The following is a 12,045-nucleotide window of genomic DNA, read 5'->3' as shown; positions in this document are numbered from 1 at the left end:
GCGTTATTCTCACATGAGACAATTAAAAATTAGCAAGCAGATTACCAACCGCGAAAGCCAGTCGCTGGACAAATATCTGCAGGAGATTGGCAAAGTGAGCCTGGTATCGATTGACGAGGAAGTTGACCTGGCTCAGCGCATCCGCGACGGGGACCAGCAGGCCCTCGAGAAACTTACTAAGGCCAACCTACGCTTCGTAGTGTCGGTGTCCAAGCAGTACCAGAACCAGGGCCTGACACTAGGTGACCTCATCAACGAGGGCAACCTAGGGCTCATCAAGGCCGCCAAGCGCTTTGATGAAACGAAAGGCTTCAAGTTCATCTCTTATGCCGTGTGGTGGATTCGCCAGAGCATTTTGCAAGCGCTAGCCGAGCAGAGCCGCATCGTGCGCCTACCGCTGAACCGGGTGGGCTCGCTCAATAAAATCAACCGCTCGTTTGCCGAGCTCGAGCAGAAGTTTGAGCGCGAGCCCTCGCCCGACGAGATTGCCGAGCTGCTGGAGCTGACGACCTCCGAGGTAGTGGACACGCTCAAGGTCTCGGGCCGCCACGTCTCGATGGACGCGCCCTTTGTGCAAGGCGAGGAAAACGGGCTGCTCGATGTAATGCAGGATGAAGGACAAGACACGCCGGATGCGGGCTTGCTGCAAGACTCGCTGCGCCGGGAGGTACAACGAGCGCTCTCGACCCTGACGCGACGTGAGGCTGACGTGCTGACGCTGCACTTCGGCCTTAATGGCCAAGCGGCGCTAACGCTAGAAGAAATTGGCGAGCGCTTTAGCTTGACCCGCGAGCGGGTGCGGCAGGTCAAGGAGAAGGCTATTCGCCGTCTCAAGCACACCTCTCGTTCGCAGTCGCTCAAATCATACCTAGGCTAGCTCGGTATCCTTTTCGTACGAGTATCTACTGCTGGCTAGCAGTCCTTAAAAAAGAGTAAAAAACAAAAGAGAGAAAGCCATGGCTTTCTCTCTTTTGTTTTTTACTCTTTTTTTCTACAGTGGATTTTGCACAATGGCTTTGTTGACATTGAGTTCGGCCTGCGGGAAAAGGAACTGCCACTCCTTGACTCCGGGGGCAACTTGGAAGTTGCCGCCCGTGAGCACCCAAGCCCATTGCGTGATATGGTTCTTACCCGTTCTATCTAATGCGCTATTGGTACGCTTCAAATCTAGAAATCGGAAGCCTTCGCCCCACAGCTCTATCCGACGCTGAATCAGGATTTCGTCTACTAAGGCTTGGCCCGTGCGGGTAGACCGGACGTATTGTGGGTCTCGTGCACTCACTAACGTAAACAGACTGCCAGCGGCAGAGGTCAGCCCTTGTCGGGCTTCAGCTTCGGCTTGAATCAAATACAGCTCGGCTAAGCGCATGTGCGGCACGTCTCCGATGCTTAAGTTGGGGTCCGCCACCAGAAATTTCTTTTGCCCATACGGCGCTTTCACGCCTGTGGCCGGGGCCGGGATGCTGGCGCCGGTTGGGTCCCAGAGCGACTTGCGGATGTCGGTGGTGGGAATTTGGTTGTAGAGGACCGAGTTAATCTTCTTCGGGTTTTGCCGGATAGCTGTCGAGCTGTAGTTGGCCGACATGTAGGCAAAAAAGGAGTAGAAATAGCTGGTCTGGTCGGCCTGCATTTTGCTGCCCCATATCCATTCCGGATTGTCTACGCTGTTGAATCCGCTCGTGTACTGCGTCCGGCTCATGAGGGTAGCGCCGCTTTGCTGAATGGCTTCCTGCGCAAGCCGCGCAGCCACGGGCCAGTTTTGCATGGTGAGCGCTACCCGGGCTTTGATGCCTTTGGCCACCGCTGCATTGAAGTGCGATTTGGCGGGCCGGCTAGCCGCACCCGTGAGCATCCCGATGGCCGCGTCCAAATCCGTGTTGATTTGGGTATAGACTTCCTCCACAGTAGCGCGCGGCTGACCTTCCGTAGTACTAGTAATCATTAGGGGTACCCCTAGCTGACTGTTGGTTTTAGTAGCATCGTACCGCTCCCCAAAGGCCTGCACCAGTTGGAAATGAGCCCAGGCCCGGTATACTAGCGCCTCCCCAATCACCATCTGCTTTTCAGCTTCCGGGCCGGTGGCGTTGCCTAACCCGTTGATTAGCACATTGGCATTAGCGATGATGCGGTAGTAGAAATAGTACCAGGCGTGGTTATAGGTAGTAGTGGAAGTGGCATTCCGGTGTGAAATCCAGTTATGCTCCCCAGACCACCAGCTGGTTCCTATCGTCTGCACCCAATCCTCGCCTAGGGCGTCCATCATAATCTTCATGCCCCCTTCGCCCCCCTGGTTCTGGCTCCCATTGTGCTGGGTGTACATCATCCGGTGGATGCCGTTCAGGGCCGCCATTCCGTTTTTAGTGCTAGAGAGCACATCGCCCTCTGTCACGGCATCGGTGGGCGTCGTTTCCAAGTACTCCTTGTTGCAGGAGGAAAAAATCATGGCGCTGGCCAGCAACGCGCTGTATATCGTCTTTTTCATGACCAATCAGTTGCTACAAAGAAAGATTTACTCCTAGGGAAAGCACCCGGGCGGGCAGGTATACTGCCGACGTAGTGCCGGAGAAGGCTTGCGCCACGTTCATGCCTTTGCGCTTAGAAACCAACGCTAGGTTTTCGCCGGTGGCGAAGATGTTCACGTTGCGCAGCTTAAGCTTTGTGGTAAGCGGAGCCGGGATACTATAGCTCAAGCTCACCGACCGGAAGTTCAGGTAAGAGGCATCTATTAACCACCGGTCGGAAGCGGCCGCCAGGTTGGCCGTGTTGCCTACTTGCAGCTTAGGTACATCCGTGATATCCCCGGGATTCTGCCACCGGTTCAGCATGTCCTTATGCATGGCGCCGCCATAGGTGCCATGGTTCATCAGTGTCGCATACTGGCCGTCATAGAACTTGCCGCCTACCGAGTAGGTAACAAGTGCCGACAAGGTGAGGCCTTTGAAAGAGAAGGTATTGGTGAAACCGCCCGAGAATTTAGGAATAGCTGAGCCGGCGTAGTGATACCGGCCATTGTTGGCGTTCCAAGTCACGGTATCTGAACCGATGATTTTGCTGTTAGCCTCCGTGTACCTGATGGCACGGTAGAGGGCATTGCCATTTTCTGGGTCAACGCCGTAGTACTCTCGTAGCCAGAATGCCTGCAAATCTTCGCCCTCTTTCAGCTTCTTAGTGCCCGATACCAGCTCTGGGTATGGCAGCCGGGTTATCTGGTTTTTGAAGGTGGTCCAGTTTACGTCTAGGTTCCAGGTGAAGGCGTTGGTTCTAATGATGTCACCGGCCAGCCGTACCTCGATGCCTTTGTTGTACATCTCGCCTACGTTTTCAATCCGGTTGGCTACTCCGCTGGAAAGCGGCAGCTGCACCTCAAACAGCAGGTCCTTAGATGTCCGCTTGAAATACTCCACCGAACCGTTCAGTCGGTTTTTGAATAACGAGAATTCAAGCCCCGCGTCGAGGCTGTTGTTCTTCTCCCACACTAGCCCCCGGTTGCCTAAGGTTGATTGCGAAAAACCTGGTTCGGCGGCGTTGTTCTGGCCCAGTGTGTACAGCGCCTGCCACGCATAGAATTGGCTACCGTCCGCGTTTTCGAGGTTTTCATTACCCACTTGCCCGTACGACGACCGGAGCTTCACCATGTCAACCCAGTTGGGCTTGGTGAAGAAAGTCTCTTGGTCTAAGCGCCAAGAACCCCCGACCGACCAGAAGCTTCCCCAACGTACATCCTTGTAGAACCGCGAAGAGCCGTCTCGCCGATACGACGCGGAAACAGTGTATTTGTTGTTGTACGTGTAGTTCGCCCGCCCGAAATATGACTCTATCTTATGCTGCTGCAGATAGGTATTGAAGCTATTGATGGTGGTAAAGTTCTGCAGCTGTGTGTTGTCGGCCACTATCTCCCCCGACTTTGTGCCGTTCAGGTAATCGCGGCTCCGGCTGTAGTTCTCGTGGCCCACCAGCACATCTATCGCGTGCACGTTAGCTAGCGTCCGGGTGTAGTTGAGCAGCTGGTTGGCCGTGTAGCTCGTTAGGTTGTAAAGAATGCGGCCCGCCCGCCCGGCTGGAGCACCGTCTCCAACGACAGTGTTTTCGTAGGTCTGCTCTTCGTAGTTGGTGATATCCGCTGCGAAGTTGGCCGTAAACTTGAAGTCTTTTAGGAAGGTGATTTCCCCATAGGTTCTGCCACCCAGCACATTGCGGCGGTAGAGGTAGTTGTTCCAGTTGGTTTCGGCTACAATGTGCCGGCCCGGGTACACCGGGCGAGTCATGGTTGGGGAGGAGCCGCCTAGGTCATATATCCGCTCGCCATTGGCGTCGAGCGCGTAGGCGCCCGTGGTAGGGTCGTGCTGGTAAATAGGGTAAATAGGACCTACTCCGCGGCTGAAGAAGAACGGATTTACGAAGCCCGTGGAGCTGCCCGTGTTCGCCTGGTTGGAGTTAGTGAGGGTGTAGTTCAGGTTTACGCCCGCCTTGAACCACTTGGTCAGATTGGTGTTAACGTTCATGCGGCCCGCAAACCGCTCGAAGTCAGATTTTATCACATAGCCTTTCTCGTTGAGGTAACCCAACGACACGTAGTAGTCGCTTTTCTCGGACCCACCGTTGAAGCTCACAGTATAATCGGAGCGGGAGCCGCTCCTGGTCAGGGCCTTTTCCCAGTCTAGGTCATCTCCCCACAGCAATTGCGCATCCGGGTTCAGCGTGCCATCCGGCCGAACAATCTGGTTGTTCGCTACATTGAACGGGTTATAGCCTAACAAGCCTTTGATGTCGGAGGTTGCCCGTTGGCTAGCCTGCGCATTGGTAACGGTCGAGCTAATCAAGCTGTTCCGGTAGGCCTCCCACATCAAGGGGTAGTACTCATACGCATTTACGCGGTCATACTCGGGAATGGCGCGAGAGGAAACGCCTTGCAACGCTCTTACATTAACCTGTATCCGGTCTTTTTTACCTCTCTTAGTGGTAATCATCACTACCCCGTTAGTGGCCCGGGAGCCATAGAGAGCGGTGGAAGCGGCGTCTTTTAGAATAGAGACGCTCGCTATATCTTCCGCGTTCAGGTTCGACAAGCCGGCTGTGTACGGCACGCCATCCACGACATACAACGGGTCGTTGGCGTAGTTCACCGAGCTGAACCCCCTAATGCGGATATCTGGACCGGAGCCCGGCTGCCCGGAACCCGCCGAAACCTGCACGCCAGGGGCTTGACCAGCAATGGCATTGGTGATGTTAGTCACGGGCCGTTGCGCTAGTTTCTCAGCACCAATCTGCGCCACGGAGCCAGTATACGTAGCTGGGTCGGCCGTACCATAGGCCACTACTACTACTTCATCTAGGCTTTTGGCGTCGCTAGTCAGGGCTACGTTGATGGTGGATTGGCTACCAACAGTGACCTCTTTATTGATATAGCCAATGAAAGAGAACACTAGCGTCCCTCCGCTAGCTGGTACGTTGATACGGTAGTTGCCCTGCTCATCAGTTGGCGCCGCAGCGGAAGTCTCTTTGAGACGAACAGTTACCCCGGGTAGTCCTTCACCGGTAGTAGCATCCGTTACTCGGCCTGTCAGAGCATTGTTCTGTGCCCAGGCCTGCGTTGAGAGAGCTGACACCAAAACAACGCTGGATAGTAAAGCGTGCTTCATATGAATCGTGATTTATTGAATGAACAAGGCGTTGATTACTTCACCCTACTTTTTTCTCTACTTGAACTTCTCCTATCTGCCGGCTTTACTACACTCGCCCTTATGATTCAGTCAGTTGAGTTACCCAATGCTAGCTATTTAGTTAGCCAGGCAAGTTAAACATCCCCACAAAGCCTTAAGCAAGAATCACATAAGGCAGCCTTATCGGCCGGTCGTTTCCCAGCAGCTACTCTCTTACCCCACAATAAGCATGCGTGTACATACTGCTACTAGTATAGTATACAGTAGCTACCCCCAAACAATGATAAACATGCCGAAGCGTCGGCCTCCTCTACTTCTACTCTATCGGTAACAGCCCACCTTTAAGTCTGTAACAACCTTTAAATGGTGCAGGCTTCGCATATAGAAAAGGGTGTAATATTTCCTCATGCAATTCGTTATGTCGATTAAAAATTTTTACAGTTGCAAGTGCGAATAAAGAGTATAGTGCTAATAATTTCATAATCCAGCTAATATTTTTTCTGTAAAATCACCTCAATCTTGCAAATACTACAGTCGAGTTCATTCTTAATTCATCACTCATATGTTATAAAAAACGTTGTTTAAGCGCATTATTTCTGCACTTTTTTAAGTGAATGCTATCGACTCATGTTTTTTAGCAGAGGTCAAAATAGAAGGTCATGGTGAGTGTATTTCGGCCGTTGCGGTTACGGCAAGCCCAAACTTGGGTGTATCCCGGAGAAGCCAGATAAAGGCACGCGCCGTACTCCTACTTGGCGCATTCTTCCATCTTTTGAAGTATTCGTCGCTTCGGAGGGACACGCCAAGAAGCGTTACATGGCCAAAGCCAATGCTGCCCTATCCGGGAACAGTGTAAGGGCAAGAAGGCTAAGAAAAAACGCATACACTACACGCCTCACAAGGCCTATTATGACCGCATGCTGGCGCACTTAGGCAAACGCCTACTACGCCTGCGCGCCGCGACGGTCGAGCCCGTACTCTACATCCCATCACCTGCTATGGCTTGCGCGATAAGTAAGAAAGGACAAGTAGGGGCCATAAAGGTGCTGTACATAGCTGCCATGGCTTGCCATTTGGATAAGTATCTACGCACTGCTGCGCCCCAGCAATCCGTTAGCTTGACCATCGCCTTGCCCTTAACTAGTCTCCTTTTTTGGCGCCTAATACTCTTTTGCAACAGCCACGTCTTTCAGCACCAGTACGAGGGCGTACAATTTACAATTATAGAAGCGAGCATCTTCCCGAAGTTTAGCGTCGCTTTTTCGGTGTTCCGCTGTTCAAAACCGGCATTCGCCAACCTTTATTTCTGTACCCTAGGCCCCCGCGGGAGCTTTAGGGCATGAAACAAGTAGCTTCTTCACTGGCGGCTAGCCTGCTGTGCCTGATGGTGGCAGCCAGCGCCTGCAACTCTAAATCTGACCAAGGGGCGGCCGGTGGCGGCCCGCCCGGTGCGGGCGGCCCTGGTGGGCCCGGCGGCCCAGCTCAGGTGCTCGACTACGGGGTAATGACCGTTCAGCCGCGCACGGCTGAGATGCACACCGACTACCCCACCGTGCTGCAAGGTCAGGCCGACGTGGAAATCCGACCAAAGGAGGAGGGCTTCATCGACCAGGTGCTGGTGGATGAGGGCGCGCACGTGCGCAAGGGTCAACTACTATTCCGCCTCAACAGCGGCGAGGCCGACCAGCAGGTGCGCGCCGTCCAATCGGCCGTGCTCAGCGCCCAAATACCACACCGATTGCACCATGAAGAGAGTTCCGAAGCCATCACTTCTTCAAGGCGTGTCCGGCAAGCAGCATTATGTACAGGGACGGAAACTAGCTATGGTGCTATCTAATAGCTTCGCTTGGTTCTTAGCTAGAAACAATTACTCATGCTCTCATGGGTAAAAGAGATATTTTACGTTGCTGTGGTTGGATGGGGAACGGCATTACTGGTTCATGGCTTCGCACTAGCTGAAGTGGACGTGCTGTCCTTCGCGCCCTATGTGTGGCTCTTACACGTTGGTATTTTTATAGTATGGGTTCCGGCTGTGTTACAACTGCGGCGAATTAGAGCACAACAAGAGATAGTAGCAGCAGAGAGAAAAAGAACGTTTATATAATGTCTCCTCTTACTACTAGCTTTTCCTAAGCGAGTTTTTAGTTTATAACATATACTCAGTCAGGCGATTACTCTCTATTTTTTACTCGCTTTGAGTGGGCGTGCCTTTACTCGTTGCTGCTGCCGGGCCAGGGCCTGCCTTACCTCAGTGGCAGAACCCAGCTCATTGAGGTAAGGTCGGGGCGTTCGGTCACGCTGGTAGCGCGGGCGGCCTGTGGGCTCAGCCCCGCATAGCGAAAGACCTGCGTTTGCCAATGGGTAACATGACTATACACGGGAATGCCCTTAGCGCCTGGCTTGGCGTAAAGCATTCCATTTTCCTGAACTTCGGCATACACTAAGGCGGGTAACTCCTTTTGGCCATCCTGTTCAATATCGGCAAAGAAGAACGCAAGTAGGTTGGTGATATCGCCAATCGGCTTCAGCTGCAGCACCTGCACGGCATAGGTAAGAGGCTGAAACGAATCCAGTACGAAGAGCTCGGTGCCCTCCCCCAAGCAGTGTGACTCGTCTCGTTGCTCGCGCCAAAAAAAGAGTTGCGGGCCATAGCCACCTAGTCGCCAGGGATGGCGAATAAGTCTAGCTGGCTCAAGCGCAGCGGGAAAGAGTCGCGTGAGAAAGGCTACTTCCCCTTCGCCTGGGCTGCGTTGGACCACTCCCTGTTTGAGCAGGGCAACTTCGCGCTTTAACGAGGTCTCGTAAGGCGCCGGCGGCAGGTCCTGCGCCTGCGTGGCTACACACGCACTACCTACTAGCAGGCTAGCGAAGAGATGACGCATATAAGGAGCGGGCAGAATAGCAGGAAGGGGCGAGGACTTGCTGCTGGTTGACCATGCGCTCGTGGGGCGGCATGTCGTCCTGGAACAGGTACTGGTGGCTTTCCTGAAAGTGTGTTTTCAGCCAGCGCTCTAGAGCTTTGCTCTCGCTGACGGTGATACCTAGGCGGCCCTTGTTGTCGAGCAGCTGATTAAAGCGGATGGCGCTCATGCCCCACTGCTTCAATAGGTCCTCGGTGGGGCGGACACTGGCCAGGCCAATGGCTGTGAGGATTTCCCGCAGGCGGTTCTTAGGTTCCATCGCTTCTTCAGAAAAACACCAGACTGTTTTAGAAAATCTGCCCCGTGTTTTTGATATTTACACCGGGTTAACGGTGCGAAACTAAAGAAATCTGAGTCATACTCCGAATTCTTTGCTAATTTTTTTAATCCAAAAATCTAAGTGTAATATAGCCGAACCTATTGAAATGAATAATCTTGAGTCTAAGATTAAAAATCGGCTTGCAGAACAGGGCATGACTATACAGCGACTTGCCACTGTAGCAGGTATATCGGAGCCAACTTTACACGCCATTTTTAATAGAGGTGACGCCAAGCTTTCACAGCTAGAAAAGATTGCTGAGGCACTTAGCTCAACACTCAATTTTCTTTTGTCAGAGGACAACAAGGCTTCTACAGTTCAAACCGGCGACTTCAACCAAGCTGGCAGCGGAAATAGCCAGAAAGTGAAGGTGGACAAGGGCAAGCCGCAGCAAGACCTAGCCGCTGCCCTAGCTGCCTGCCAGCGCGAGCTAGCCCTGGCCAACGCCCTGGTGGCGGCCAAAGACGAAACCATTACCCTGCTGCGCGCCAGCTTCACCCGCCCCAACTAAGTGAAAAGTTACTCTTTACTCTTCTTACTAGCTCTTCCAGTAGCTGCTATCGCGCAAAAGCAGCCATCCAAAGTCCCACCAGCAGCGGTGCTCTTAGATGGCACTGCGTTGCCTTATGATGCCGACACACAGCTCATCACGTACCAAGGAGTGGTAGAAACTCCCGGCGTTACACAGGCGCAGCTTTATGCACGGGCGCAGAACTGGCTAGCAAAAGCAGCCAACGTGACTAGCAACGCCCCATCGCAAAGCCCGGCTACTGACCAACTAGTTGCCAAAGGCAGCTGGCCTAGCACGATTTCGCTTATGGGCGGCACTGTTGCAGCAGGCACTATACAGTACACGCTCAGTATCTATCTCAAAGACGGGCGCTATAAGTATGTGCTCACCAACCTCACGCATACCTCAACTGGTGGAGTCCAAGACATCGCCGCGGTCGGCCCGCTGGAGCAAGTTGACGTTCAAATTGTTGCAATGATAGGGAGCAAGCGTCCTTGGGATAGAATGCGCAGGCAGGCTGATGCGAACGCGCAAAAGCTAGTCGCTGACTTACAAAATGCGATGAAGGGCACGAAGGACCCTAAAGATTTCTAGCTCCCAAAGACGAAACCATTATCCTGCTGCGGGCCAGCTCCACCCGCCCTAATTAGTGAAAGCACTCTTGGCTCTTATGCTCGTAGTTCCAATAACGGGTTGCGCGCAAGCTCAGCTGCCACTGCGTGCCATAAAGCCAGCAGTACCAACCGTTGCGCAGGCGCTCCGCGGCTCCGCAAATCCGCACTACTTACACCTGCCTGCTGGCACCTTCCTCTACCGGCACTTGCGCGATACGATTAGCCGTCGCCACGCAAGGCCGCTACCTCGGGGAGATTGGAGCTTAGACGTTGTGCGGTCGGTCACTACCCGCTGGGTCGCCGTTCGCTGGCGGGCGGGCTCTGCTCAGCACTCGTTCGGAGCAGATACTACTACCTACTACATGCCAAAGGCCGCTCTACAAGGGTCTTACATCAGCGTTGAGATTTAATAGCTGCTACGTCAGCGTCACCTACACCCACCCTACGTTATGAAAATCTTACTTACCCTCACCAGCAGTCTTGCCCTCTCGGTGCTCCTGCTCACCGCCTACGCCCAGGCGCCCGCTACCTCGCACGATAACCCGACTCCCGCAAAGTCCACTGCGCAGGGGGCACCAAGCGCAAAGACTACAAAGAACCTAGGGCACAAAATGGTGCAGAAAAGCAAGCCGACCGATACGGTTCTCCCGCATAAGGTCATTAAGAAGTAGCGTCGCCTTCTGAGCCGTTATACCTGAGGCCAGCTTTACTCGCCCTAATTGATGCCCTATCATCGGCTACGCCGCTTTATTCTCTTTCTAGTAGTCAGTGCGCTATCCCTGGCATTGATGCCAAAAGAGGTCAAAGGGGATAGCCGTATGTGGGGCTTGGCAGTCGGCGTCACGCTAGTCTTAATGGCGGCAATTAGCTACCTCCACTATCTGTATTCTAAACCTTAATTCTGCTGCGCGCCAGCTTCACCCGTCCCAACTGCTCCTAGGTGCTCCCATCTATTCCTGCCGATGCCAAGCGCATTAACGTCAAGTCCACCAATGAAGTCAACTATTGGTGCCGCACCTTCAACTGCACCGAAACCCGCTTGCGCAATGCTGTCATAGCCGTGGGCTCGCTCTCGGCCGATGTGCAACAGTACCTAAGCCGTTGACTATTAGCTGTACTATAGCCAACTAAGATAGATTCACCCCAACCGTTACTGCCTATGCGCTTACGCTTATTCACTACTTCCCTATTCGCTCTCTTCCTGCTCCTAGGCACCCTAGGCTGCTCTAAAAAAGACGACCCTACTGCTAGTATACATAATACAGGCACTTACACACTCGACGGGGTCGTCACGCCTTGCAAAGCAGTGGTGAATGAGCGCTCTGGCTCAGCTTATAATTTAAATGGCGATTACTTAAATATAGAGCTTATCCCAACCAACCCTCAACAGAGTGGCAAAACAGTCATTTTGTATTTCCAAAAACCGCTTGACGCGCCTGCTTCTGACTATACGCTGCTGTTGATAACGCTTACGTCGAGTTTGCCACAGGCACCCTATGGTATTGACTACCTGGTCCCGGGTGTTGAGGCCACACTGAGCAAGCTTAGCAGCGGCGGCTATTTCGGTACTTTCTCTGCTACGTTCAGCAGATTCACTAGCCAAGTGATTACGGCCGGTACCTTCACGGACGCTCGCCCGTAGCTCTTTACCCTCGCTCTGCCTCTTACCCAGGCAACACCAACGCGCTGTAAAGCGCACGCTATGCCCGCAACCTTAGAAGAAAAAGTCACCCAGTGCCTGGGGACTGCCAACCTCACTATGCCCCAACTCGCCGTCCAGATGGTCCTTTCAAAGTCCGAGCTAGTCACCCTTTGCCGCCTCGGCGACTTGCGCCTCTTCGAGTTGGAGCGCCTGGCCAGTTACCTGCGCGTGCCACCCACCAACTTTCTGAGTAGCTTCTTCCTGCAGGCGGGCAACTGCAAAACCCAGAAGATTAAGATTAGTAAGGTGGCAGCAATTCAACTCTGCGTGTGCTGCTGGGCGCTGAAGTAAAGCTAGCCGTTCATAGCGGCCAAGGAT

Annotated in this window: 11 protein-coding genes and 1 pseudogene; 8 read left to right on the top strand and 4 right to left on the bottom strand. The window is 53.4% G+C overall.

Going from position 1 to position 12,045, the window contains the following annotated elements:
* The first annotated feature begins 13 nt into the window (after nt 1–13).
* Nucleotides 14–877 (top strand): sigma-70 family RNA polymerase sigma factor, encoded by an 864-nt coding sequence (locus JAO77_RS05265; protein WP_198989240.1) that lies wholly within the window; start codon nt 14–16, stop codon nt 875–877.
* 114 nt (nt 878–991) lie between these two features.
* Here JAO77_RS05265 and JAO77_RS05260 read toward each other — a convergent pair whose 3' ends face one another.
* Together JAO77_RS05260 and JAO77_RS05255 are read right to left on the bottom strand one after the other, a co-directional pair.
* On the bottom strand, nt 992–2,482 hold the full coding sequence (locus tag JAO77_RS05260; RefSeq protein WP_198989239.1) for a RagB/SusD family nutrient uptake outer membrane protein: 1,491 nt from the start codon (nt 2,480–2,482) through the stop codon (nt 992–994).
* Nucleotides 2,483–2,495: 13 nt separating this feature from the next.
* Complete coding sequence (locus tag JAO77_RS05255; RefSeq protein WP_370549705.1) at nt 2,496–5,606, bottom strand: SusC/RagA family TonB-linked outer membrane protein; 3,111 nt, start codon at nt 5,604–5,606, stop codon at nt 2,496–2,498.
* A 1,393-nt stretch (nt 5,607–6,999) separates the two neighbouring features.
* Between JAO77_RS05255 and JAO77_RS05250 the strand changes: the two genes are divergently transcribed.
* Nucleotides 7,000–7,497 (top strand): efflux RND transporter periplasmic adaptor subunit, encoded by a 498-nt coding sequence (locus tag JAO77_RS05250; protein ID WP_235998214.1) that lies wholly within the window; start codon nt 7,000–7,002, stop codon nt 7,495–7,497.
* A 406-nt stretch (nt 7,498–7,903) separates the two neighbouring features.
* On the opposite strand, the gene JAO77_RS05245 is transcribed toward JAO77_RS05250, so the two are convergent.
* On the bottom strand, nt 7,904–8,542 hold the full coding sequence (locus JAO77_RS05245; RefSeq protein ID WP_198989237.1) for a hypothetical protein: 639 nt from the start codon (nt 8,540–8,542) through the stop codon (nt 7,904–7,906).
* Nucleotides 8,523–8,840 carry a hypothetical protein gene (locus tag JAO77_RS05240; protein ID WP_198989236.1) on the bottom strand — a complete coding sequence of 106 codons (318 nt, stop codon included), beginning with the start codon at nt 8,838–8,840 and terminating at the stop codon, nt 8,523–8,525. Before JAO77_RS05240 ends, JAO77_RS05245 begins: the two co-directional genes overlap by 20 nt.
* A gap of 166 nt (nt 8,841–9,006) precedes the next feature.
* On the opposite strand from JAO77_RS05240, the pseudogene JAO77_RS24475 reads away from it, so the two are divergent.
* The 6 genes and pseudogenes from JAO77_RS24475 to JAO77_RS05215 form a co-directional block, all read left to right on the top strand.
* Nucleotides 9,007–9,171, top strand: a pseudogene (locus JAO77_RS24475) (helix-turn-helix domain-containing protein); the annotation flags it as partial.
* Between the two features lie 18 nt (nt 9,172–9,189).
* Complete coding sequence (locus JAO77_RS24015) at nt 9,190–9,411, top strand: hypothetical protein (RefSeq protein WP_235998213.1); 222 nt, start codon at nt 9,190–9,192, stop codon at nt 9,409–9,411.
* Nucleotides 9,412–10,005 (top strand): DUF4468 domain-containing protein, encoded by a 594-nt coding sequence (locus JAO77_RS05230; protein WP_198989234.1) that lies wholly within the window; start codon nt 9,412–9,414, stop codon nt 10,003–10,005.
* 469 nt (nt 10,006–10,474) lie between these two features.
* Entirely contained in the window at nt 10,475–10,696 is a 222-nt protein-coding gene (locus tag JAO77_RS05225) for a hypothetical protein (protein WP_198989233.1), read from the top strand.
* 269 nt (nt 10,697–10,965) lie between these two features.
* Nucleotides 10,966–11,130 (top strand): DUF3606 domain-containing protein, encoded by a 165-nt coding sequence (locus JAO77_RS24010; protein ID WP_198989232.1) that lies wholly within the window; start codon nt 10,966–10,968, stop codon nt 11,128–11,130.
* 654 nt (nt 11,131–11,784) lie between these two features.
* The gene (locus JAO77_RS05215; RefSeq protein WP_198989231.1) at nt 11,785–12,018 is read left to right on the top strand and encodes a hypothetical protein; all 234 of its coding nucleotides are present in this window, start codon (nt 11,785–11,787) and stop codon (nt 12,016–12,018) included.
* Nucleotides 12,019–12,045 lie beyond the last annotated feature (27 nt).

It is taken from the genome of Hymenobacter sp. BT559, assembly GCF_016427535.1.
Lineage (GTDB): Bacteria > Bacteroidota > Bacteroidia > Cytophagales > Hymenobacteraceae > Hymenobacter.
The sequence above is the reverse complement of the archived record's forward strand: the minus strand, read 5'-3'. Positions and strand labels throughout refer to the sequence as shown.